The sequence below is a fragment of the Frateuria flava genome, from assembly GCF_017837635.1.
Lineage (GTDB): Bacteria > Pseudomonadota > Gammaproteobacteria > Xanthomonadales > Rhodanobacteraceae > Frateuria_A > Frateuria_A flava.
In genome coordinates, this window is the sequence record NZ_JAGJRS010000021.1 from 315,635 (window position 1) to 338,023 (window position 22,389).

20 protein-coding genes are annotated in these 22,389 nt (G+C 68.2%); 9 read left to right on the forward strand and 11 right to left on the reverse strand.

The features are described 5' to 3' along the window. Positions 1-39 precede the first annotated feature (39 nt). Positions 40-1,101: a hypothetical protein gene (locus tag J7I44_RS11865; protein ID WP_209620881.1), complete on the reverse strand. Its 1,062-nt coding sequence runs from the start codon at positions 1,099-1,101 to the stop codon at positions 40-42. Between the two features lie 163 nt (positions 1,102-1,264). Between J7I44_RS11865 and J7I44_RS11870 the strand changes: the two genes are divergently transcribed. After that, the gene (locus tag J7I44_RS11870; RefSeq protein WP_342451973.1) at positions 1,265-1,465 is read left to right on the forward strand and encodes an antitermination protein NusB; all 201 of its coding nucleotides are present in this window, start codon (positions 1,265-1,267) and stop codon (positions 1,463-1,465) included. A gap of 114 nt (positions 1,466-1,579) precedes the next feature. Here J7I44_RS11870 and speE read toward each other — a convergent pair whose 3' ends face one another. Then, positions 1,580-2,431 carry a polyamine aminopropyltransferase gene (speE, locus tag J7I44_RS11875; protein WP_209620884.1) on the reverse strand — a complete coding sequence of 284 codons (852 nt, stop codon included), beginning with the start codon at positions 2,429-2,431 and terminating at the stop codon, positions 1,580-1,582. A 262-nt stretch (positions 2,432-2,693) separates the two neighbouring features. Between speE and speA the strand changes: the two genes are divergently transcribed. Beyond that, positions 2,694-4,574: a biosynthetic arginine decarboxylase gene (gene speA, locus J7I44_RS11880; RefSeq protein WP_209620887.1), complete on the forward strand. Its 1,881-nt coding sequence runs from the start codon at positions 2,694-2,696 to the stop codon at positions 4,572-4,574. A gap of 170 nt (positions 4,575-4,744) precedes the next feature. Beyond that, entirely contained in the window at positions 4,745-5,530 is a 786-nt protein-coding gene (locus J7I44_RS11885) for a 3-hydroxybutyrate dehydrogenase (protein ID WP_209620889.1), read from the forward strand. A 165-nt stretch (positions 5,531-5,695) separates the two neighbouring features. Here J7I44_RS11885 and J7I44_RS11890 read toward each other — a convergent pair whose 3' ends face one another. The 4 genes from J7I44_RS11890 to radC all read right to left on the reverse strand — a co-directional run bounded on the left by J7I44_RS11890 (position 5,696) and on the right by radC (position 9,982). Next, positions 5,696-6,448: an SDR family NAD(P)-dependent oxidoreductase gene (locus J7I44_RS11890; RefSeq protein WP_209620892.1), complete on the reverse strand. Its 753-nt coding sequence runs from the start codon at positions 6,446-6,448 to the stop codon at positions 5,696-5,698. Position 6,449: 1 nt separating this feature from the next. After that, the gene (locus J7I44_RS11895; protein ID WP_209620895.1) at positions 6,450-7,148 is read right to left on the reverse strand and encodes an SPOR domain-containing protein; all 699 of its coding nucleotides are present in this window, start codon (positions 7,146-7,148) and stop codon (positions 6,450-6,452) included. Continuing rightward, positions 7,148-8,836 carry an arginine--tRNA ligase gene (gene argS / locus J7I44_RS11900; protein ID WP_209620897.1) on the reverse strand — a complete coding sequence of 563 codons (1,689 nt, stop codon included), beginning with the start codon at positions 8,834-8,836 and terminating at the stop codon, positions 7,148-7,150. The genes J7I44_RS11895 and argS overlap by 1 nt, the downstream gene beginning before the upstream one ends. A 474-nt stretch (positions 8,837-9,310) precedes the next feature. After that, entirely contained in the window at positions 9,311-9,982 is a 672-nt protein-coding gene (gene radC / locus J7I44_RS11905) for a RadC family protein (RefSeq protein WP_209620899.1), read from the reverse strand. 98 nt (positions 9,983-10,080) lie between these two features. Here radC and coaBC point away from each other — a divergent pair, with 98 nt between their 5' ends. Genes coaBC through J7I44_RS16870 form a run of 3 tightly spaced genes read left to right on the forward strand, consistent with a single transcriptional unit; the run spans position 10,081 to position 14,087 of the window. Beyond that, the gene (coaBC, locus tag J7I44_RS11910) at positions 10,081-11,286 is read left to right on the forward strand and encodes a bifunctional phosphopantothenoylcysteine decarboxylase/phosphopantothenate--cysteine ligase CoaBC (protein WP_209620901.1); all 1,206 of its coding nucleotides are present in this window, start codon (positions 10,081-10,083) and stop codon (positions 11,284-11,286) included. Next, positions 11,283-11,738 carry a dUTP diphosphatase gene (dut, locus tag J7I44_RS11915; RefSeq protein ID WP_209620904.1) on the forward strand — a complete coding sequence of 152 codons (456 nt, stop codon included), beginning with the start codon at positions 11,283-11,285 and terminating at the stop codon, positions 11,736-11,738. Before coaBC ends, dut begins: the two co-directional genes overlap by 4 nt. A 39-nt stretch (positions 11,739-11,777) precedes the next feature. Then, positions 11,778-14,087 (forward strand): phosphomannomutase/phosphoglucomutase, encoded by a 2,310-nt coding sequence (locus J7I44_RS16870; protein WP_245188115.1) that lies wholly within the window; start codon positions 11,778-11,780, stop codon positions 14,085-14,087. A gap of 202 nt (positions 14,088-14,289) precedes the next feature. Here the strand turns inward: J7I44_RS16870 and J7I44_RS11925 are convergent, their stop codons facing one another. Together J7I44_RS11925 and pyrE are read right to left on the reverse strand one after the other, a co-directional pair. Next, a complete protein-coding gene (locus J7I44_RS11925) occupies positions 14,290-14,931 on the reverse strand; it encodes a hypothetical protein (RefSeq protein WP_209620906.1) in 642 nt (213 codons plus the stop codon). A 101-nt stretch (positions 14,932-15,032) separates the two neighbouring features. Further along, positions 15,033-15,680 carry an orotate phosphoribosyltransferase gene (gene pyrE / locus J7I44_RS11930; RefSeq protein WP_209620908.1) on the reverse strand — a complete coding sequence of 216 codons (648 nt, stop codon included), beginning with the start codon at positions 15,678-15,680 and terminating at the stop codon, positions 15,033-15,035. Between the two features lie 74 nt (positions 15,681-15,754). Between pyrE and J7I44_RS11935 the strand changes: the two genes are divergently transcribed. After that, entirely contained in the window at positions 15,755-16,525 is a 771-nt protein-coding gene (locus tag J7I44_RS11935) for an exodeoxyribonuclease III (RefSeq protein ID WP_209620911.1), read from the forward strand. Between the two features lie 9 nt (positions 16,526-16,534). Here J7I44_RS11935 and J7I44_RS11940 read toward each other — a convergent pair whose 3' ends face one another. Then, positions 16,535-17,851 carry an AmpG family muropeptide MFS transporter gene (locus tag J7I44_RS11940; RefSeq protein ID WP_209620914.1) on the reverse strand — a complete coding sequence of 439 codons (1,317 nt, stop codon included), beginning with the start codon at positions 17,849-17,851 and terminating at the stop codon, positions 16,535-16,537. 164 nt (positions 17,852-18,015) lie between these two features. Between J7I44_RS11940 and J7I44_RS11945 the strand changes: the two genes are divergently transcribed. Beyond that, positions 18,016-18,309: a hypothetical protein gene (locus J7I44_RS11945; RefSeq protein WP_209620917.1), complete on the forward strand. Its 294-nt coding sequence runs from the start codon at positions 18,016-18,018 to the stop codon at positions 18,307-18,309. 10 nt (positions 18,310-18,319) lie between these two features. Here J7I44_RS11945 and J7I44_RS11950 read toward each other — a convergent pair whose 3' ends face one another. Both J7I44_RS11950 and J7I44_RS11955 read right to left on the reverse strand, forming a co-directional pair. Beyond that, entirely contained in the window at positions 18,320-19,450 is a 1,131-nt protein-coding gene (locus J7I44_RS11950; protein ID WP_209620920.1) for an anhydro-N-acetylmuramic acid kinase, read from the reverse strand. Between the two features lie 9 nt (positions 19,451-19,459). Next, on the reverse strand, positions 19,460-20,902 hold the full coding sequence (locus J7I44_RS11955) for an OapA family protein (protein WP_209620923.1): 1,443 nt from the start codon (positions 20,900-20,902) through the stop codon (positions 19,460-19,462). 178 nt (positions 20,903-21,080) lie between these two features. On the opposite strand from J7I44_RS11955, the gene tyrS reads away from it, so the two are divergent. Continuing rightward, a complete protein-coding gene (tyrS, locus tag J7I44_RS11960) occupies positions 21,081-22,292 on the forward strand; it encodes a tyrosine--tRNA ligase (protein ID WP_209620926.1) in 1,212 nt (403 codons plus the stop codon). The last annotated feature ends 97 nt before the right edge of the window (positions 22,293-22,389 follow it).

Here is a 22,389-nt window from a genome sequence, read left to right on the forward strand (position 1 = left end):
ACGGGGAACGGGGCCGGTCGCGCCCCGGGTCCGGGCGTTTTAGCGTCGGGTGCGCTCGGCACTCCCGGTACGGGTTTCCCCGTTCTTTGCCGAATGCGGCGTCCAGTCGGCCGGGGCCGTGATCGACACGCCGGCATCGCGCAGCGCCGCCAGCATCAGGCTCATTTCGGTGCCGCCGTGGCGGGCGAGCGACAGCAGGTGTTGGGCCTGGGCCCTGTCGGCCTGTGCCTTCGCGGCGAGCCGGGTGAACTGCTGCACCTGCCAGACGAGGTCGCGTCGCTCGCGCTGGGCGTGTTCGCGCTCGCCCTCGTCAGCGGCGAGCACTTCGCGCAGATGCAGGCCGAGCGAGCGTGCCAGCGGGCTGGAGGCCCATTCCAGCGTCTTGCCGAGCTGGCGGCAATCGGCGGCCAGTGCCTGATCCTCACCGGCCGCCTCGCAGAGTTCCGCGGTGGCCTGTAGTCCCGGCTGCGGCTGCGCCCCGGCGATGCCGAACACGATCATTGCCTGCACCCCGGCGGCGCCTGCGCCGGCCTGCGGATCGAGGGTGGCTTCCGGGGGCGGCAGCGTGCTCACGCCATGGGCCAGCGCCTGCAGGCTGGTGCCGGTGTAGTCGTCGTAGAGCTTGGCCCGGGCCGCCTGGGCGAGGTCGGTGCGGGCGTCGTCGTGCTTGCCGTTGTGCAGGTCCTGGCCGAGTTTGAGCAGCCACACGGCGGCGTTGTCGGGGGTTTGCGCGACCAGCGCGGCGAGGGCGTCGGCGTTGGGGCAGGCGTCGGCCTTCGCATCGCAGTCGGCCAGTTGGACCCAGCGTTCGGCCGGACCATGCCCGGGCGCGGCCACGGCGCGTTCGATGAGGCTGTGGAAGTCGTTCCATTTGGGCTGCTCGGGCAGTGGTCGTGCGAGCAGCGCGGCACCGAGCAGGGGCAGCGCATCGGCACGCGGCGCCAGCACGCTGACCAGGTCGCGCTGGAAGGCGATCAGCGCCTTGGTGCGTGCTTGCTGCGCCGAAGCGGCCTTGGGCTGCTTCGCCAGCGCGGGCGAAGCGGCGATGCCGGCGCCGATCGTGCAGATCAGGGCAAGGGCGAGTTGACGCAGTCCCGGCATCGCGTTCTCCTTGGAGCCAAATGAAGCGGCAGCATAGCCGGCAAGGATTAAGCCAGCCTGATCCGCCGGTCGACGCGATGCGCACGGGCGGGTGGGGATGGTTAGCATGGTCGCTTCCCCGACGCGCGCTTGCGTGCACCGTCGCAACGACCGGAGAGATGCCGTGAATCAGTTTTCCAGTTTGGCCGACGCCCAGGCCGCGCCGTGGTTCGTCGGCTGGGGCACGCTGGCGCTGATCAATGCCGGCCTGGCCCAGGGCAAGAACCGCAGCGGCCTGCTGTGGTTCCTGCTGTCGCTGGTGCTCGGGCCGATCGCCACGCTGGTGCTGGTGCTGCTGCCGAAGGTGCGGCAGAAGATGTTTTGAGCCGCGCGCCCGCTTTTCGTAGGAGCCCACTTGTGGGCGATACCGTGGCTCTGATCCATCAACAGAACAGCATCGCCCACAAGTGGGCTCCTACAGGGGCTCGCGGTGGTGGGCTTACTCGCCCAGCGACTCGCGCATGAATTCCGGCTGCGCCAGCGCCGCGCGATGGGTGTCGGCGTTGTAGTAGCGGGTCGGGAAACCCTTGCTGATCGCGCCGCGCTCGCGGAAGCCGGACAGGTCCGCGCCCTTGCGCGCCATCGTGCAGCTCCACCAGCCGGTCGGGTAGCACGGCTGCGGGAAGGTCAGCGTCTTGACCGCGCCGAAGCCGGAGGTGCGCATCGCCGAGCGCATCGACTTGATCAGGTCCAGGTGCGCCAGCGGCGATTCGCTTTGCTGCACCAGGATGCCGCCGTGGCGCAGCGCCTTGTGGCAGCTGGCGTAGAAGGCGGCGTTGAACAGGCCCTCGGCCGGTCCGACCGGGTCGGTCGAGTCGACGATGATCAGGTCCAGCGAGTCGGGCTCGGCCTCGGCCATGTACTTGATGCCATCGATGAACAGCAGCTCGGCACGCGGATCGCCGTTGGACTCGCACAGCTCGGGGAAGTACTGCTCGGCCAGGCGCGTGACGCGTTCGTCGATCTCCACCTGCGCGGCGTGCTCGACTTCCTCGTGCTTGAGCACTTCGCGCAGCGTGCCGCAGTCACCGCCGCCGATGATCACCACGCGCTTGGCGCGCGCATGGGTGAACAGCGCCGGGTGGGTCATCATCTCGTGGTAGAGGAAGTTGTCGCGGCTGGTCAGCATCACGCAGCCGTCGATCACCATCAGGTTGCCCCAGTCGGTGGTCTGGTAGATCTCGATGGTCTGGAACGGGGTCTTCTCCGCATGCAGCAGCTTTTCCACCCGGAAGCCGATGGAAGAGCCGGAGGCCTGGTGGGCTTCGGTGAACCAGCTGAGTTGCGACATGGTGCTGTCCTGCATGGGGAGACGTGAAAAGGAGCGGCATTGTAGCGGCAACCGTGCGCACGCAATGTGCGCGTTGACCCCCTGTTGCCGCCGGCCGCCGCTACAATGCGGCCCCGGGTGGCCACCAGCCGCCCACGAAGCCTGACCGGCCCCGCGGCGTGCGAGGCTTCCGGCCGGCAGGCCTTCCGCTCGATCGAGCAATGCGTCAAGGCTCGCCGCTGCGACGTGCATGGATCCGTTTGCCTCGAAGGAGACCCTTGCCATGTCCACGTCCTGGACCGTCGACGACGCCCGCCAACTGTATGCGGTGCCCTACTGGAGCGACGGTTACGTCGACATCGACGCCGCCGGCGGCATCGTGATGCGCCCGCGCGGCGCGAACGGCCCGTCGCTGTCGCTGCCGCAGATCGTCGAACAGGCGAAGGCGCAGGGCCTGCGGCTGCCGCTATGGGTGCGCTTTCCGGACATCCTCGCCGATCGTCTCAAGCGCATGCAGGGCGCGTTCGCCCGCGCGATCGGGGAAACCGGTTACGCCGGCGGTTACACCGCGATCTTCCCGATCAAGGTCAACCAGCAGCGTGGCGTGGTGCAGGAGCTGGTCGCCGCCGGCAGCCAGGGCTTCGGACTGGAGGCGGGCTCCAAGCCCGAACTGATGGCGGTGCTGGCGCTGGCGCGGCCGAACTCGATCGTGATCTGCAACGGCTACAAGGACCGCGAATACATCCGCCTGGCCTTGATCGGGCGCAAGCTGGGCCTGCGCGTGTTCATCGTGATCGAGAAGCTCTCCGAGCTCGAGCACGTGGTCGCCGAGGCGAAGGCGCTGGACGTCGAGCCGCTGCTTGGCGTGCGCGTGCGCCTGGCCTCGATCGGTGCCGGCAAGTGGCAGAACACCGGCGGCGACAAGGGCAAGTTCGGGTTGTCGCCGGTGCAGGTACTCGAGCTGGTGGACGCGCTGGACAAGGCCGGCCTGAAGCACACGCTTCGCCTGCAGCACTTCCACATGGGGTCGCAGATATCCAATGTGCGCGACATCGCCAACGGCATGCGCGAGGCGACGCGCTATTTCGTCGAGCTGTCGCGCATGGGCGTGCCGCTGGACATCGTCGACGTCGGCGGTGGCCTGGGCGTGGATTACGAGGGTTCGCGCTCGCGCAGCCACAATTCGATCAATTATTCGATGGAGCAGTACGCGCTGACCATCGTGCAGTCGCTCGCCGATGCGGTCGCCGCCGAGGGCTTGCCCGCGCCGCACATCCTCACCGAGGCCGGCCGCGCGATGACCGCGCACCACGCGGTGCTGGTGTCCGACGTGACCGAGGTGGAGGAAGTGCCCACCGGTGCGTTGCCGCCCCCGTGCGAGGGTGAACCCACCGTGCTGCGCCACCTGCGCGAGGTGCATGCCGCGCTGGACGAACGCCCGCCGCTGGAGCTCTACCACGAGGCCCAGCACCACCTGGCCGAGGGCCAGTCGCTGTACGCACTGGGGCAGCTCAGCCTGGCCGACCGTGCGCGGCTGGACGAGATGTTCTACCTGATCGCCAATGCGGTGCGCGGGCGGCTGTCGCCGGCCGACCGCGCGCACCGGACATTGCTGGACGAGCTGGACGAAAAGCTGGTCGACAAGTATTTCCTCAACTTCTCGGTGTTCGAGTCGGTGCCGGACATCTGGGCGATCGACCAGATCTTCCCGATCGTGCCGGTCACGCGGCTGGACGAAGCGCCGACGCGGCGCGGCGTGATCGTGGACCTGACCTGCGATTCGGACGGGCGCATCGACCACTACGTCGACGCCGAGGGCGTGGACGTGAGCCTGCCACTGCATCGTCTCCGTGCGGGCGAGGACTACTGCCTGGGGCTGTTCATGGTTGGTGCCTACCAGGAGACGCTCGGCGACATCCACAACCTGTTCGGCGACACCGATGCGGTGAACGTGCGCGCCAACGGCGAGGGCTACGTGTTCGACCACGTGCGCCGCGGCGACACCACGGACATAATGCTCGACTACGTCGGCTACGACCTGGCGGCGCTGCGGGGCAGTTACCGCGAGCGCATCTCGGCGGCCGGCATCGAGGGCGAGCGTGCCGAGGCGCTCTACCGCGACCTCGACGCCGGCCTCACCGCCTACACCTACCTCGCCGACTGATCTGCTGCATCCACGCGCGTTCGCCTTGCAGGAGCGCCCTTGGGCGCGACCGCGGATCATCCGGTCGCGCCCAGGGCGCTCCGGCAGGGAATCGGCGCCCTGCACCAAGGTCTGATGGCGCCCGACGGTGCGCGGCCTACAATCCAGGCTCCCCCCTGCGGAGCACACCCATGGCCAGTCTCGACGGCAAGGTCGCCCTCATCACCGGCGCTGCCAGTGGTATCGGCAAGGCCATCGCCGAGCGCTACGCGCGCGAAGGCGCGAGCGTGGCGATCGCCGACATCAACCTGCAGGCGGCCGAGGCAGCCGCGGCGCAGATCAACGCGACAGGCGGCCGTGCCATGGGCGTGGCGATGGACGTCACCGACGAACACGCCGTGGACGCCGGCACCGAGGCGGTGGTGCAGGCGTTTGGTCATCTGGACATCCTCATCTCCAACGCCGGCGTGCAGATCGTCAATCCGATCGAGAGCTTCGCCCTTGCCGACTGGAAGAAGATGCTGGCGATCCACCTGGACGGTGCTTTCCTCACCACCCGCGCGGCGCTCAGGCATATGTACAAGGACGACCGCGGGGGCATCGTGATCTACATGGGCTCGGTGCATTCGCACGAGGCCTCGGTGCTCAAGGCGCCTTACGTCACCGCCAAGCACGGCCTGCTCGGCCTGGCCCGCACGCTGGCCAAGGAGGGCGCACCGCACAACGTGCGCTCGCACGTGATCTGCCCGGGTTTCGTGCGCACGCCGCTGGTGGAGAAGCAGATTCCGGAGCAGGCGAAGGAGCTGGGCATCAGCGAGGAAGAGGTCATCCGCAACGTGATGCTCAAGCACACCGTCGATGGCGTGTTCACCACGCTCGAAGACGTCGCGCAGGCGGCGCTGTTCCTGGCCACTTTCCCCAGCGCCGCGCTGACCGGCCAGAGCCTGGTGGTCAGCCACGGCTGGCATATGCAGTAACAGTCGCCAGCTCCGAAGCACCGGGACGCACGGCGCCGCCGGTCGCGCACAGGGTGGGCTCCTGCAGGGCGTGCGGCGATCGCTACTGGCGATGACGCGTAGGGTGGGCTTCAGCCCACCGGCTCTTCCCGCGACGTTGCGGGCGGCCTCAAGCCCACCCCGCGGTCATTCGCGGTGCACCTGGAAGCCGCCGAAGGACTGGCTGGTCGGCATCAGCTCGATGCGGTTGACGTTGAGGTGCGCCGGCAGGTTGGCGATCCACCACAGCGTGTCGGCGATATCGCCGGCGGTGATCGGCTGGGCGCCCGCGTACAGCTTGTCCGAGGCGGCCTGGTCACCGCCGGTGCGCACCAGGGTGAACTCGGTCTCGGCCATGCCCGGCTCGACCGACGTCACGCGCACGCCGGTGCCGTGCAGGTCCGCGCGCAGGCCCAGCGAGAACTGCGAGACGAACGCCTTGGTGCCGCCGTACACGTTGCCGCCCGGGTAGGGGTAGGTGCTGGCGGTGGAGCTGATGTTGGCGATCGCGCCACGTCGCTCGATCAGCGTGGGCAGCAGCAGCCGGGTCAACGTCACCAGCGCGGTGACATTGGTGTCGATCATCTGCTTCCACTGCGCAAGCTCCGCCTGCTGCGCCGGCACCGTGCCGAGCGCCAGGCCGGCGTTGTTGACCAGCAGGTCGATGGCTGCGAAGTCCGCGGGCAGGCCCGCGTGCGCCGCGCGCATCGCCGCTTCGTCGCGGATGTCGAACGCCAGCGGATGCACGCGGTCGGCGCCATGGCGATCGACCAGCCGCTGCAGGCGCTCGATACGGCGGCCGCTGGCGACCACGCGCCAGCCGCCCGCCACGAAGCGGTCGACGGTCGCGGCGCCGAAACCGGAGGTGGCGCCGGTGATCCAGGCAACCCTGGTGCTCATCTCAGCGGCCTTCCTTCAGCGCGATCGCCTTGTAGCCGGCACCAGCCAGGCGGTTCTGCACCGACTCCAGCTCCGTGGCGGAGCGATACGGTCCCAGCCGCACGCGGTGGAAGGTCTGGCTGCCCACCTGCACGGTCTGCACGTTGGCGACGAAGCCCTGCAACGCCAGCTTGGCCTTCAGCGCTTCGGCGTCGGCCGCGTTCGGAAAAGCGCCGACCTGCAGCAGGTAACCGCTGCCGGCGGCCGGCGGCGGGACCGCGGAGGCGGGCGCGGCCTGGATGTTCTCGGTGACCGCGGCCGGCGCGTTGGCGTTGGCGGCCTGTTGCTGCGGCGCGGCTGCGGCCGCGGCCGCGGCCTGCTGGGCCGCTTGCTGCTTCTGCTGCTGTTCGGCGCGCGCCTGCGCGCTGATCTGGTCATCGGGAATGCGGACTTCCTTCTCCGACAGCACCGAATAGAAGTCGTACTGGGGCTTTTTCGGCGCGCTCTCGGCCGGCGCCAGGCCCTTGTCGCCATCGCCCTGCGCGGTCGCCTGCGGGTTGGGTTGCGGACCGCTGGGCGCCATCGGCAGCATCGAGTGGCGGGTCAGCGCCACCATCACCACCACGCCGACCGCGATGCCGATCACCGCCCAGCCCCAGGCGGGGAAGCCGCCCTTGCGGTTGCGTACGGCCTGCCGGCCCTTGCCTTTGCGTGCTGCCATTACATGCTCTCCGGGGCGGACAGGCCCAGCAGGCCCAGTCCGTTCTTCAAGACCTGCCTTGTCGCCACCACCAGCGCCAGGCGCGCGTTGCGCAACGCACCGTCCTCGACCAGGAACTGGTGCGAGTTGTAGTAGGTGTGGAAGGCATTGGCCAGTTCGCGCAGCCAGCCGGCGAGCAGGTGCGGCTCGAGGTTGGCGGCGGCGGCGTCGACGATCTCGGGGTATTTGGACAGCTCGGTGAGCAGGATCTGCTCGTGCTCGTTGTCCAGCCGCGCCAGCTCCGCCAGACCTTGCTCGAGGTCGACGGCAAAGCCCTTCTCGCCGGCCTGGCGCAGTACCGAGCACACCCGCGCATGGGCGTACTGGATGTAGTAGACCGGGTTGTCGTTGGACTGCGAGCGGGCCAGGTCGATGTCGAACACCAGCTGCGAGTCGGCCTTGCGCGAGATCAGGAAGTAGCGCGTGGCGTCGCGGCCGGCCTCGTCGATCAGGTCGCGCAGGGTGACGTAGCTGCCGGCGCGCTTGGAGATCTTCACCTCCTCGCCGCCGCGCATGACGGTCACCATCTGGTGCAGCACGTACTCCGGCCAGCCCTTGGGGATGCCGCAGTCGAGCGCCTGCAGGCCGGCCTTCACGCGGGCCAGCGAGCCATGGTGGTCCGAGCCCAGCTCGGTGATCGCGCGGGTGTAGCCGCGTTGCCACTTGGAGCGGTGGTAGGCCACGTCGGGCACGAAGTAGGTGTAGGTGCCGTCGGACTTGCGCATCACGCGGTCCTTGTCGTCACCGTAGTCGGTGGTGCGCAGCCACAGCGCGCCGCCTTCCTCGTAGGTGTGGCCGTGGGCGACGAGCTCGCGCACGGTCTCGTCCACCTTGCCGTCGGTGTAGAGCGAGGACTCCAGGAAGTAGGTGTCGAAGCCGACGCCGAAGGCCTTCAGGTCCAGGTCCTGCTCGCGGCGCAGGGCCGCCACGGCAAACTGGCGGATGGCGTCAAGGTCCTCGGGGTCCTTCGCGCCGGTGACGGTGTGGCCGTCGGCAACCACCGATTCCCCGGCCAGGTAGCCGCGCGCCACGTCGGCGATGTAGTCGCCGCGGTAGCCGTCTTCCGGCCAGCCGGCGTCGCCCGGAGCGAGCCCACGCGCACGTGCCTGCACGGAGATCGCCAGGTTCTGGATCTGCACGCCGGCGTCGTTGTAGTAGAACTCGCGCTTGACGTCCCAGCCGGTCGCCTCCAGCAGCCGGGCCAGGCAGTCGCCGATCGCCGCGGCGCGGCCGTGGCCCACGTGCAGCGGGCCGGTCGGGTTGGCCGAGACGAATTCCACGCCCGCGGTGGTGCCCGCGCCCGCGGTGTTGCGACCGTAGGCGTCAGCTTCGGCGAAGATGCGCCGCACCTCGGCGTGGTACGCGCCCGCGCTGAGGAAGAAGTTGATGAAGCCTGGGCCGGCGATCTCGGCCTTCTCCACCAGCGCACTGGCGGGCAGCGCCGCGACCAGCTTCTCGGCCAGCTCGCGCGGCTTGGCGCGCGCCGGCTTGGCCAGCAGCATCGCCACGTTGGTGGCGAAATCACCGTGCTCGCGGCTGCGTGCGCGCTCCACTACGAACGGTGGGAGCTCGAGGTCGGCGGGCAGGACGGCTTGGTCCTGCAGGGTCCGGATGGCCTGCAGCAGCAGGTCGCGCAGCGCTTGTTTCACGGCGAGGAATCGATAGGCGATGGGAACCGCCAATCCTAGCAGAGGCGCCGGGCCGGCCCTTCAGGCCTCCGGCGACGGCCGCAGGTTGCGGGCAGCCGGCGACATGGCTGCAGCCAGCGCGCGGCCGGGACAAGTCTGTGGATAAGTCTGTGGGGAAAGCGATGGCGCGCGGTCGTGATGGGAGCGGAAGGTGCCGCGCAACCGGCTTGTAAAGAACTCAAGCTTTTAAAAACAATGGCTTGCACAAGCTATTTAGGCGCGTCTGCAACTCCGGGCTGGCAAGCCCGATCCTGCCGCGCTGTGCATAACTGGTTTGGCATGATTTCGCGACTGTCAAGGCCCTTGGCTGTCATCGCCCCGTCACTGCCCGGTGCCATGCTTCGCTCCGTACCCGCCTTCTCCCCCGGCGGGTACGTTCCCCAGCGGCGCGCGCTTCCCTGGCGCGCCGCTTTTTTTACGAGCAGTCCGAACGGCTTAGATCATGCCACGCTCGGCCATCGACACCGGCGTGCCGTGGCCGATGACCAGATGGTCGAGCACGCGCACACCGACCAGTTGCAGTGCCTCGCGCAACTCACGGGTGATCGCCCGGTCGGCCGCGCTCGGCTCGGCCACCCCGCTGGGATGATTGTGCGCAAAGATCACGGCGCAGGCGTTGTGCTTGAGGCAGGCGCGCACCACTTCGCGTGGATGCACGCTGGCGCCGTCGACGGTGCCGCGGAACAACTCCTCGAACGCCAGCACCCGATGACGATTGTCCAGATAGAGGCAACCGAAGACTTCGTAGGGCAGGTGGCGCAGGCGGGCGGACAGGTACTCGCCGCTGTCGCGCGGACTGCCGAGGCTGGGCAAGGCCTGCAGCTGTTCGGCCAGGCTGCGGCGGGCCAGTTCCAGCGCGGCGACGATGCGCGCGCGCTTGGCCGGCCCCAGGCCGGGCGTGGGTACCGGACCGTCGGCGCGACCGAGCAGTGCACCGAGGCCGCCGGCTTCGGTGAGTAGCTCGCGACCAAGGGTGATGGCGTCCTTGCCGGGCACGCCGCTGCCCAGCAGGACGGCCAGCAGTTCGGCATCGGAAAGGGTGGCGCTGCCGTGCTGCAGCAGCTTTTCGCGCGGACGTTCGCCGCTGGGCCAGTGACGGATGCTCATCCGGTCGATCGTGCCCGTCGGAGTGCGACTGGCGGCAGCAGTGACCCTTGATGAATCCGGTAAGCTAGCGCTCCGCCCGATTGTCAGGCCCGTCCTACATGAGTCTTGCCCAACGTCGCATCCTGCTCGGCGTCTGTGCGGGTATCGCCGCCTACAAGTCCTGCGAACTGGTGCGCCGGCTGCGCGAGCAGGGTGCCGAAGTGCGCGTGGTGATGACCGAGGGGGCGACGCATTTCGTCGGCGCGACCACGTTCCAGGCGCTTTCCGGCCAGCCGGTGCGGGTCTCGCTATGGGACGAGAACGCGGAAGCGGCCATGGGCCACATCGAGCTGGCGCGCTGGGCCGAGCGGGTGCTGATCGCCCCGGCCAGCGCCGATATCCTGGCTCGCCTCGCGCACGGCCACGCCGACGACCTGCTCACCACGCTGTGCCTGGCCAGCGCGGCACCGCTATACCTGGCGCCGGCCATGAACCAGCAGATGTGGGCGCATGCGGCGGTGCAGGCCAACCTGGCCACGCTCTGCTCACGCGGGGCGATCGTGCTGGGGCCGGCCGCGGGCGAGCAGGCCTGTGGCGACATCGGGTCGGGACGCATGCTCGAAGCGATCGAACTGCGCGATGCGCTGGCCGGGTCCTTCGGCAGCGCCACGCTGGCCGGCCTGCGCGTGCTGGTGAGCGCCGGGCCGACCTATGAGGACATCGATCCGGTGCGGTTCATCGGCAATCGCAGTTCCGGCCGCATGGGTTTTGCCGTGGCCGAGGCGGCGGCGGCCGCCGGCGCACAGGTGACCCTGGTCGCCGGCCCGGTCAGCCTGCCCACGCCCGCTGGCGTGGCGCGCCGCGTGGATGTGCGCAGCGCCGCGAAGATGCGCGAAGCGGTGCTGGCCGCTTCCGATACGGCCGACATCTATATCGGTGCCGCCGCGGTGGGCGACTACCGCCCCGCCCAGGTGGCCGAGCGCAAGCTCAAGAAGCACGATGGCGCGCCGCTGGTGCTCGATCTGGCCGAAAACCCGGACATCCTCAAGGACCTGGCGGCCACGCACCCGCATCCGTTCCTGGTCGGATTCGCTGCCGAAACGCACGACGTGGCGGCGTATGCGCAGGACAAACTCAGCCGCAAGGGCCTGGACATGATCGCCGCCAACCGCGTCGGCGCCGGCCTTGGCTTCGAGGCCGACGACAACGCGCTGAGTCTGTACTGGCCCGGCGGCAGCGAGGAACTGCCACGCGCCTCCAAGCGTGAGCTGGCCGCGCGGCTGGTCCAGTGCGTGGGCATGCGTTACCGGGCCGCAAAGCCATGATCGACGTCGAACTGAAGATTCTGGACCCACGCCTGGGTGACACCATTGCGCTGCCAGAGGCCGCTACCGCCGGCAGCGCGGGCATGGACCTGCGCGCGGCGATCGACACGCCGCTCACCCTCGCGCCGGGCGAAAGCGCGCTGGTGCCCAGTGGCATCGCCATTCACATCGGGGACCCCAACTGGTGCGCGCTGATCGTGCCGCGCTCGGGATTGGGGCACAAACACGGGCTGGTGATGGGTAACCTGGTCGGCGTGATCGATGCCGATTACCAGGGGCCGCTGATGATTTCCTGCTGGAATCGCGCAAGCGCCCCGTACACCATCGGCGTGGGCGACCGCATCGCCCAGCTGTTGCTGGTGCCGGTGGCGCAGGCGCGGCTGCGGGTGGTGGAGGAGTTCGCGCCTTCCGCACGCGGCGCGGGTGGTTTCGGCTCGACCGGCATCAAGTGAAGCCAGGCATCAACTGACGTTGCGATCGGTGGGGGCGAGATGGCAAGACATATCACGAGGGGGCGTGGCGACGGCGCGGCGTGGCAGCAACTGCTGCCGCTGGCCGGCGGCACGCTGTTGCTGTTGCTGGGCCTGTTCTGCGCCTGGCAGACCTGGCTGATTGCCAGCGAAAGCGGCGCGGTGGCTCGCGTTCACGCTGCACGCGACGAGGCGGTGCGCGCGTTGGCGGCGGAGATCGCGGGCGAGCGCAAGCAGGTCGCGCAGGCGGTCGCCACGCTCGACCCGGCCACCCTGCAGGGCGATCGCGCGCAACTGGCCGACGCGCTGCGCGCACGGTTGCCGCAGGCGCTGGACGTGGAGGTGTACAGCGGAAGCCTGGACGAGGTGCTGCACGCCAATTACCGCGAGTTCGGTTACGCCAAGGCGGCGCAACTGATGGCCGCCCAGGCCGACGACAGCCTGCCCATGCAGACCGTGTCGGAGGGAGGTCAGCGTCGGCTGAGCCTCGTGCAGCCGCTGGGGCCGGTGCAGCGCCCGCAGGCGTGGATCTGGGTCGAATTGCCATTCACGCCGCTGCAACGCCGTTTCGAGTCCATTGCGCCCGGTGGTGGTCGCATCGACCTGCGCCAGGGTGACAATCGTGGCGAGCTCAGCCTACTGTCTCGCGGCGCGTCATCGGCCGAGGCGGAGGATGAGGCAAAGCCGGTGCCGGGCAGTGCGTTCAGCGTTCGCGCCGCGTTGCCGGCCGCCTTTGTCCTGTTGCCGCGCGCCTGGCCGCTGGCCGCGTTGCTGGCGCTGCTGGGTATCGGCGGCGGCTTGTACCTGTTTTGGCTGCGTGGCCGGACGGCCCCGCGCCTGGAAACCCAACCCGAGGAGATGATGGTGTCCGATGTAGTTCCCGCCAAGCACGAGCCCGCGCCGCCGGTGGCACGCCCTGCCGCGATGCCGCCGGTACAGAGCCCGGCCGATGCCGTCGACCCGAGCATCTTCCGCGCCTACGACGTGCGCGGCGTGGTCGGCAAGACGCTCACGGCGCAGGTGGCGCGCCTGCTGGGCCAGTCGATCGGCACGCTCATGCGCGAGAAGGGGCTGAACGAGATCGTGGTCGGCCGCGACGGCCGCCTGTCCGGGCCGGAACTCGCCGGCGCGTTGTCCGACGGCCTGCGCGAGGCGGGCATCGACGTGATCGACGTCGGCGCGGTGCCGACGCCCGTGGTGTACTTCGCCGCGTATCGCTTCAACACCGGCAGCGGCGTGGCGGTGACCGGCAGCCACAATCCGCCGGACTACAACGGGTTCAAGATCGTGGTGGGCGGCGAGACGCTGTCGGAGGGTGCGATCCAGGATCTCTACCAGCGCATCGCCAGCGGCGCGCTGGAGGCGGGCGGCCAGGGCGGCCTGCGCCATGTCGACGTGGTGCCGGATTACATCGAGCGGATCATTTCCGATGTGCAGGCCGAGCGGCGCATGAAGGTCGTGGTCGACTGCGGCAACGGCATTCCAGGCGCACTGGCACCGCAGGTGATCGAAGGTATCGGTTGCGAGGTGGTGCCGTTGTACTGCGAGGTGGACGGCACCTTCCCCAACCATCATCCGGACCCGTCCGATCCGCACAATCTGGAAGACCTGATCCACGCGGTGCGTCAGACCGGTGCCGACCTGGGCATCGCCTTCGACGGCGACGGCGACCGCCTCGGCGTGGTGACCAAGCAAGGCGAGATCATTTACCCCGACCGCCTGCTGATGCTGTTCGCGCGCGACGTGCTCTCGCGCCAGCCGGGCGCCACGATCATCTATGACGTCAAGTGCACCGGCCACCTTAAGGGCCAGGTGCTGGAGGCCGGCGGCAGTCCGCTGATGTGGCGCACCGGGCACTCCCTGATCAAGGCCAAGATGCGCGAGACGCAGGCGGAACTGGCCGGCGAGATGAGCGGCCACTTCTTCTTCAAGGAGCGCTGGTACGGTTTCGACGACGGCATCTACGCGGGCGCGCGGCTACTGGAAATCCTCGCCGGCGACATCGAGGGGCGCACGCCGGAGGAGATCTTCGCCACCTGCCCCAAGGGCGTCTCCACGCCCGAGCTGAAGATCGAGCTCAACGAAGGCGAGCACTACCGCTTCATCGAGAAGTTCAAGGAAAAGGCCACCTTCGGCGACGCCACGCTGACCACCATCGACGGTGTGCGTGCCGACTGGCCGGACGGCTGGGGCCTGGTGCGTGCATCCAACACCACGCCGGTGCTGGTACTGCGCTTCGATGCGGATAACGCGGCCGCGCTCAAGCGCATCCAGCAGGCGTTCCGCGAGCAGCTGTTCCTGGTCGATCCGGGGTTGAAGCTGCCGTTCTGACCTTCCGGCGCCGGCCGCGGCCGCCTGCCTTGGGCTGCTGTCAGAAGCGTACCTGTGCGCGACCGTGGGAAACGCCCGGTCGCCCGCAGGTTCGCTACGACAGGTTTTCCCTGGAGCGTTGATCCGGACTCGACGGTGATCGCTCCGAGGTTGCGCAGGATGCACACCGGACCCTTGGGATCCGGGCTTACCTGGGCGGCCTCTACTGCCGCTGTTCGTCCTGGGCCTTTCTCAGCGCGCGGTAGTGTTCCAGCTGCCGGGCGGCATCCTTCTCGGCCGTGTCGCGCCGATCCTGCAGCCGCTCCAGTGTGCCGCGCTGGCCGGACACCACGTTGCGTTGGTCGGCGATGCTGTCGACCAGGTACTTGGGCACCTTTTCCTTGGCCCGCTCCAGCTCGGCCGCGCGGCCGAGCAGGTCGGCGAGCGTCTTTTCCTGGCTGTGCAGGTTCAGGCGCGTGGTGTTGATCTGCTGGTCGATGCTATCCAGCTCGGCCTGTTGTGCCTGCTTCAGCGAGACCTCGTCGCCGTAGGCGTTGAGCATCTGCAGGTCCGCGCGCCGGCGCGCTTCTTCCGCGCGGCGCTGCGCGGCGCGCTCGGCGGCGACCTTGTCGGCCGCGGCGCGTTCTTCGGGGCTCAGCTGGCGCTCGACGTGGCGCACCACGTAACCCTGGTCGTTGACCAGGTCGTAGCCGTACTTCATCGCCTCGGCGGTGAGGCTGTCGCTGTAGTGCGACAGGCCCTTGCCATCACGCCAGTGGTAGCGGACGCCTGTGGCCTTCTGGGCATGGGCGGTCAGGACCGTCGTCGCCAGAATGGTGGCAACGGCGTAAACGAGCTTGCGCATGGATACCCCCTCCTGGCGGGCAGTATAGCCATCGTGCGGCGACCGCCTACAGCGTGAATGAAGGGCGCCCACGGGCCTGTGACGCCGGTCGCCACTCAAGGTTATGCGGACACGCCGTAGCGGCTGCGGTAATCGAGCAGGCGCGCGTGTTCGGACGCCAGTTCCGGACGCTCGCCGGCATAGGCCAGCACCTCGTCAAGGCCAGTGATGGCGATCACCGGAATGCCGTGGTCGCGCGCCACTTCCTGCGCGGCGGAGAGGTCGCCCTGGCCACGCTCCTGCCGGTCCAGCGCAATCAGCACGCCGGCCGGGGTGGCGCCGTGCGCACGGATCAGGGCCAGCGATTCGCGCACCGCGGTGCCGGCGGTCATGACGTCGTCGACGATCAGCACGCGACCGGCCAGCGGCGCGCCGACCAGCACGCCCCCTTCCCCGTGGTCCTTGGCCTCCTTGCGGTTGTACGCCCAAGGCAGGTCGCGGCCATGACTCGTCGCCAGTGCAATGGCGGTGGCGGCGGCCAGGGCGATGCCCTTGTAGGCGGGGCCGAACAGCATGTCCACCGGCAGCTGCGCGCGCACCAGCGCAGCCGCGTAGGCCTCGCCCAGCCGCGCCAGCGCCGCGCCGGAATCGATCCGGCCCAGATTGAAGAAATAGGGGCTCTGGCGGCCGGACTTGAGAGTGAACTCGCCGAAGCGGAGCACGTCGCGCGCGAGCGCCAGTTCGATGAAGTCGCGTTGATAGGGCTGCATGGATAGCCGGCATGGAGATTCGGGAAGCGGCCGCTATTATCCATGGGTTCCCCATCCCCAGAGCCCGCTTTCGCATGAGAATCGTCACGCTCAACGCCAACGGCATCCGCTCGGCCGCCACGAAGGGCGTGTTCGACTGGCTGCGCACGCAGCAGGCCGACGTGGTCTGCCTGCAGGAAACCAAGGCGCAGGAAGACCAGCTCACCGATGCGATGTTCCGCCCGGACGGCCATCACTGTTTCTACCGCGATGCGACCTGCAAGAAGGGCTACAGCGGCGTGGCGATCTACGCGCGGCGCGAGCCGGACGCGGTGCTCACCGAGCTGGGCTGGGAGCCGTTCGATTGCGAAGGGCGCTACATAGAGGCGCGTTTCGGCAACTTGTCCGTGGTCTCGCTGTACGTGCCGTCGGGCTCCTCGGGGGAGGAGCGCCAGCAGTTCAAGTTCAAGGTGATGGACTTCCTGACGCCGATATTCGATCAATGGCTCAACAGCGGTCGCGACTACGTGATCTGCGGCGACTGGAACATCGTCCATACCAGGAACGACATCAAGAACTGGACCTCGAACCAGAAGAATTCCGGCTGTCTGCCGGCCGAGCGCGCCTGGCTGGACCTGCTTTTCCACACCCGCGGCTGGGTCGACAGCTTCCGCGCGATCAAGCCCGAGGCGGTCGAATACACCTGGTGGTCCAACCGCGGGCGGGCGCGCGAGAACAACGTCGGCTGGCGCATCGACTACCAGGTCTGCACGCCAGGCTTGCGTGAGCGCATGCGCGCCTGCTCGGTCTACCGCGAGCAACGCTTCTCCGACCATGCGCCGTACACGGTCGACTATGCCGACTGAAGACGTCGGTCAGGCGCTGCGCCGCACGTCCGTTTCCGCGATGGCGCGGTCGACCAGGCCGGTACGCATCATCCACGCGAAGAGGATGATGCCCGGCAGCGCGGCCACGGTCGTAAACAGGTAGAAATCGACGTAGCCGATCTGCACGATCAGCGCGCCGGCCGAGGTGCCGGTAATCAGTCGGCCGAGCACGGAGGCCGCGGCCGACAGCAAGGCGTACTGGGTCGCGGTGAAGGTGAGGTTGCAAAGTGCCGACAGGTAGGCCACCACTGCCACGCCACCGATACCGCTGGCAATGTTCTCGAAGCCGATGGTGAAGGCGAGCATCGCATTGCTATGCCCGATCTGGGCCAGCGCGGCGAAGGACAGGTTGGACACCGCCATCAACACCAGGCTCAGCAGCACCGAGCGCTTTATTCCCAGCCGCGTGTAGAGCGCGCCGCCGACGAAAATGCCGACCAGATAGGCGACGAAACCGTAGCCGACGTCGTAGGTGGCGATCTCCTGGTTGCTGAAGGACAGATCGTCCAGCAGCAGGCGCACCGTAAGGTTGGCCAACGTGTCGCCGATCTTGTGCAGCAGCACGAACAGCAGGACCAGCCACGCGCCGCTGCGCCGGAAGAACTCCGCCAGCGGCTCGACCACCGTTTCGCGCAGCGCCGCCAACCCCTGCAGCCGCACCGGCGCGCGATGGCGCGATGGCTCGCCCAGCCACAGGCCGGCGATGACCGCTGGCAGCGCGAACAGGGCACAGGCCAGATACGCGCGGGTCCACCCGGCGGGGCCGGCGAGCAGCAACGCCAGCCCGCCGGCGCAGACCGAGCCGATACGCCAGCCGTACTGCGACATGCCCGAGCCGACGCCGAGCTGCCGCGGCTCGAGGATCTCGATGCGATACGCGTCGATGACGATGTCGAAGGTCGCCCCGGCCACACCGACGAGAATCGCCGCCAGCGCCGTGGCCACAAGATCGGAAGACGGATCGGTCAGCCCCAGAAACGCGACCGCCGCGGCCACCAGCGCAGCGGAGAACCAGAGCCAGGAACGCCGTTGACCGAACCGCGAAAGGAACGGCAGGCGCAGCCGATCCACCAACGGCGCCCATAGGAACTTGAGGTTGTAGACGAGGAACGCCAGCGAAAACTCGGTCACGCTGCGCTTGTCGATGCCTTGCTGGGCCAGCCGCGTGGTCAGGGTCGCTCCGATCATCGCGTAGGGAAACCCGGAAGAAATGCCCAGCAACAGCGCGCCGATCGGCGCCGCTTCCAGGTAGGGGTGAAGCGAGGCGACCAGCGCGCGCAGGCCTCGGGGAGGGGGGGTGCTCATGGTCGCCATGCTACGTGCGCGGCGCAGGGCAGCGGAAGCCTCGCGGCCCGGCACCCGCTCCCGCGGTGGCCCGCCGGTCGCGCAAAGCGGGCTCCGCCGCGCGATCTGGAAAAATGCCACAATGCCCCCGCAAGGACCCATGAGCCGGATTGGAGGGATCGCACGTGCCGGACCTCGTCATACGCCATATCGACAGCTTGATGGCCGAGCGGATCAAGACGCTCGCGAAGGATCGCCACTGGTCCATCAACGACGTCGTACTCCACGCCCTGCGGCATGGCCTGGGCTTGAGCGCCGCCGGGCAGATTTCCAGCGAGACCATGTTCGATCCAGGCAGTCTGGTGCTGGGCGGGCATTGGGATCTGACCGAAAAGGCGGTTTTCCAGGAAGCCCTGCAGGCACTGTCGCTGGCCCGTCCGACGCAGCTGGCGCCCGTGCGCGTCGCCAAGCTGAGCTAGGCCGCCGCGATCATTCCCGTGGAGCCAGGTACAGCGCGCCCAGCACGCGCGGCCCGCGCGCGCCGGTAACGGCCGGCAGGTTGCCCGGCAGTCCGAGTACGCGCTGGCGCGCCAGCCAGGCGAACGCGGCCGCTTCCAGGTAGTCCGGATCGATACCGTGCGTGGCGGTACTCGCTACGCGGCGCGGCGCCAGCCATTCGGCCAGACGCGCCATCAGGCGGGAGTTGTGCACGCCACCGCCGCATACCAGGACGTCCGTCGCGGTGGGCGCGCAAGCTTCGATCGCATCGGCCACGGTGTGCGCGGTCAACTCCAGCAACGTAGCCTGTACGTCGGCCGGCGACAGCAGCGCCACGCGTGGCTGGCGTACCAGCCACGCCAGGTGGAAGTGCTCGCGACCGGTACTCTTGGGTGGCGGCAGCGTGAAATAGGGATCAGCCAGCAAGGCTTCGAGCAGAGGTGCGTCCACCTTGCCGGCCGCTGCAAAGGCGCCATCGCGGTCGAACGGCTCGCCGCGTTGCTCCAGACACCATGCATCCAGAAGACCGTTGGCAGGCCCGGTGTCGAAGCCGAGCACCTGTCCCTCCGGGCCGAGCACCGTGATGTTGGCGATCCCGCCGAGGTTCAGCACCACGCGGGAGGCGCCCGGCTGGCCAAGCAGCATGGCATGCACTGCCGGCAACAGCGGCGCGCCCTGGCCGCCCGCCGCCACGTCGGCGCGGCGGAAATCGGCCACCACATCGATCCTGCAGGTTTCGGCGATGACCGTGGGATCGCCGATCTGCAGGGTGAAAGGCGCCTCACCGCCAGGGCGGTGCCGCACCGTCTGGCCGTGTGAACCGAGCGCGCGTACTGCGGACGGGGCCGTGCCGCTGGTCTGAAGCAGCGCCCGCGCGGCGTCGGCAAAGTGGCGCCCGACCGCGATATCCAGCCGGCCGAAGCTATCCAGGTTGAAGGCAGTGAGGTCCTGCGCCAATGCCAATACGCGTTCGCGCAGGGCTTCGGGCCAGGGGTGGGTGAGGGCGGCACGCAATTGCGGCAGGCCCTGCTCGAAGGACACCAGTGCGACGTCGACGCCATCGGCGCTGGTGCCGGAGATCAGCCCCAGGTAAAGGGCCGATGCATCATCCGCGGTACTCAAGAGCGACCGTCAATCGTCGTTGCGCGTGGCCGAGCGCAGCTGGGCGAGCTTGACGTTGGCATCCATCGCCTTCAGGCGCGCCAGCTGGGGGCGCACGACCTGTGACTCGAACCGGGCCAGCTGTGCGGCCGGCAGCGGCTGCGGCTTGGGCAGGGTCACTGTCTGCGGATCGCGCTGCACACCGTTGACGCGGAATTCGTAATGCAGGTGCGGGCCGGTGGCCAGGCCGGTCATGCCCACGTAACCGATGACCTGGCCCTGGCTGACATGCTGGCCGACGCGCTCCTTGGCGAAACGCGACATGTGGCCGTAGGCGGTGCTGATGTTCTTGTTGTGCTGCACGACCACGAAGTTGCCGTAACCCCGCATCCAGCCCTTGAACTTGATGACGCCGTCGCCGGCGGCATGGATGGGCGTGCCGCTGGGCGCGGCATAGTCCACACCCTTGTGGGCGCGCATGCGACCGAGGATCGGGTGCATGCGGCCGGCGCTGAACCGCGAGGAGATACGGGTGAAATCCACCGGAATGCGCAGGAACGACTTCTGGATCGGGCGACCGTCCTCGCTGAACCAGCCGTAGCGGCCGTCGGCCTTCTTGAAGCGGTAGGCGGTATAACGGTGCCCCTGGTTGACGAACTCCGCGGCCACGATGTCGCCCTCGGCAAAGTAGCTGCCGTCGCGGTACACGTCGTCGTAGATGACCGTGAAGCTGTCGCCATCGCGCAGGTCCTGCACGAAATCGATGTCGTACTTGAACAGGTCGGCCAGCTTGCCGACCATGCCCTGGCTCATGCCGGCGCGAGCCGCGGCGGCATACAACGAACTGGTGATGGTGCCGTGCGCCACGTGCTCACGGGTTTCCATGGCGCGGGGCTGAATGTCCAGCGAGGCGTGGTCGCCGTCGAAGCGAACCACGGCGCGGTTGGCCTCGTCCTTGTCGAAGCGGATGCCCTTGAGGCTGCCGTCGCCGCCCAGAAGAAAGTCGAATTCCTGGTGCGGGCGGATATTGTGAAAGGCGCCCTTGGCAGCGCCGGCCGCCTCCATGACGCGCTGCAGGTCGGTCAGGGTCAGGCCCTGGTCCTGGAAGATGTCGGACAACGTCTGGCCGGGCTGCACCTGCACCACGTGCCAGTCTTCCATCGCGCGGGCGGGTGCGGCGATCGGCGCGGCCTTGGGCAGGGTCAGCGGCAGCAGCGTATGCGCCATCGGCTGTGGGTCGGGCCGCATAGCGCTGGCCCAGGCAGGCAGGAAGAATCCGGAAAGGGCAGTCAACAGCAGCGCGGTACCGGCAAGAATCCAGCGTTCGCGATGCCAGCGCAGCGGTTCGGACTCGCCCAGGCGGCTGAACGACCAGTGCGCACAACGCTCGTAGAAATGCATGTGGCGGCGCTGCGCCTTGCGGCGGATTGCCTGCTTGCGCGCCGCCCGCGCGATCCGGTCGCCCTCACCCATGCTCTTCGCCCCGCGTTACAAAGTACTCAGGCGGGGTACCTTAGCGGCCCCGTATAAAGGGCGTCAACGCCTTTCCTTTCAAGCATTTGCGCTAGTTTTCTGATTAACGCACAATTAACGCCATTTTGTGAACGGCGGCCCCTTGTGGCTGTCGACCGATCGGCATTAGAGGACACTCATGAGCGAGCTCGAGCAGGCGCTGGCGACCATCGCCCGCGGCGCCGACGAAGTCATCAAGCAGGAAGAGCTGATCGAACGCCTGAAGAGCCGGCGCCCGTTGCGCATCAAGGCCGGGTTCGATCCCACCGCCCCGGATCTGCATCTGGGCCACACGGTGCTGCTGAACAAGATGCGCCAGTTCCAGGACCTGGGCCATCAGGTGATCTTCCTGATCGGCGACTTCACCGGAATGATCGGCGACCCGACCGGCAAGAACGTCACCCGCAAGCCGCTCAGCCCCGAGGACGTGCTGAAGAACGCCGAAACCTACGCCGCGCAGGTCTACAAGGTGCTCGATCGCGAGCGCACCGAGGTGCGCTTCAACTCCGAATGGTTCGGCAAGATGTCGGCGGCCGACATGATCAAGCTCGCCGCGCAGCACACCGTGGCGCGCATGCTCGAGCGCGACGATTTCTCCAAGCGCTTCGCCGGGCAGCAGCCGATCGCGATCCACGAGTTCCTCTACCCGCTGGTGCAGGGTTACGACTCCGTGGCGCTGAAGGCCGACGTCGAGCTCGGCGGCACAGACCAGAAGTTCAACCTGCTGATGGGGCGGGCTCTACAGGAGCACCACGGCCAGCCGCCGCAGGTGGTGCTGACCATGCCGCTGCTCGAGGGCCTGGACGGCGTACACAAGATGTCCAAGTCGCTCGGCAATTACATCGGCATCGCCGAGCCGGCGATCGACATCGTCACCAAGACGATGAAGATCGATGACACCCTGATGTGGCGCTGGTTCGAACTACTCAGCTTCGAGGTGTCGCTCGGCGAGCTGGCACGCATGAAGCAGGAGGTGGGGAGCGGTGCGCTCAACCCTCGCGACGCAAAGCTGCGGCTTGCCCGCGAACTGGCCACGCGTTTCCATGACGCGGGGGCAGCCGAACAGGCGATCGCGGGCTGGCATGCGGTGGTGCGTGGCGAGGGCGATACTTCCTTGTTGCCGCTCAGCGAGATCGCCGTACCTGCCGAAGGCCTTCGTCTTCCGGCCTTGCTGACGGCTGCGGGCCTCACCGCCAGCAATTCCGAAGCGAACCGCAAGCTCAAGGAGCGCGCGGTGCGCATCGATGCGGCTGTGGTCGAGGATGCGCAGAACGTGTTCGGTGTCGGATTCGAAGGTGTGCTGCAGGTAGGCAAGCGCAACTTCGCACGGGTCAAGCTCGTCGCAGGCTAGGTCCCAGGCTGTTCATGAAGCGTGGCGCGAAAAAAAAGGTTCTTCGTAGGTTTCCGTGGAGCCCGCTCTCCTTGACCGATACCTTAGACGTCTCCAA

Coding starts and splice junctions, on each gene's coding strand:
- J7I44_RS11865 (WP_209620881.1), bottom strand. CDS start 1,101: ATGCCGGGACTGCGTCAACTCGCCCTTGCCCTGATCTGCACGATCGGC.
- speE (WP_209620884.1), bottom strand. CDS start 2,431: ATGTCGCAACTCAGCTGGTTCACCGAAGCCCACCAGGCCTCCGGCTCT.
- speA (WP_209620887.1), top strand. CDS start 2,694: ATGTCCACGTCCTGGACCGTCGACGACGCCCGCCAACTGTATGCGGTG.
- J7I44_RS11885 (WP_209620889.1), top strand. CDS start 4,745: ATGGCCAGTCTCGACGGCAAGGTCGCCCTCATCACCGGCGCTGCCAGT.
- J7I44_RS11890 (WP_209620892.1), bottom strand. CDS start 6,448: ATGAGCACCAGGGTTGCCTGGATCACCGGCGCCACCTCCGGTTTCGGC.
- J7I44_RS11895 (WP_209620895.1), bottom strand. CDS start 7,148: ATGGCAGCACGCAAAGGCAAGGGCCGGCAGGCCGTACGCAACCGCAAG.
- radC (WP_209620899.1), bottom strand. CDS start 9,982: ATGAGCATCCGTCACTGGCCCAGCGGCGAACGTCCGCGCGAAAAGCTG.
- coaBC (WP_209620901.1), top strand. CDS start 10,081: ATGAGTCTTGCCCAACGTCGCATCCTGCTCGGCGTCTGTGCGGGTATC.
- dut (WP_209620904.1), top strand. CDS start 11,283: ATGATCGACGTCGAACTGAAGATTCTGGACCCACGCCTGGGTGACACC.
- J7I44_RS16870 (WP_245188115.1), top strand. CDS start 11,778: ATGGCAAGACATATCACGAGGGGGCGTGGCGACGGCGCGGCGTGGCAG.
- J7I44_RS11925 (WP_209620906.1), bottom strand. CDS start 14,931: ATGCGCAAGCTCGTTTACGCCGTTGCCACCATTCTGGCGACGACGGTC.
- pyrE (WP_209620908.1), bottom strand. CDS start 15,680: ATGCAGCCCTATCAACGCGACTTCATCGAACTGGCGCTCGCGCGCGAC.
- J7I44_RS11935 (WP_209620911.1), top strand. CDS start 15,755: ATGAGAATCGTCACGCTCAACGCCAACGGCATCCGCTCGGCCGCCACG.
- J7I44_RS11940 (WP_209620914.1), bottom strand. CDS start 17,851: ATGAGCACCCCCCCTCCCCGAGGCCTGCGCGCGCTGGTCGCCTCGCTT.
- J7I44_RS11955 (WP_209620923.1), bottom strand. CDS start 20,902: ATGGGTGAGGGCGACCGGATCGCGCGGGCGGCGCGCAAGCAGGCAATC.
- tyrS (WP_209620926.1), top strand. CDS start 21,081: ATGAGCGAGCTCGAGCAGGCGCTGGCGACCATCGCCCGCGGCGCCGAC.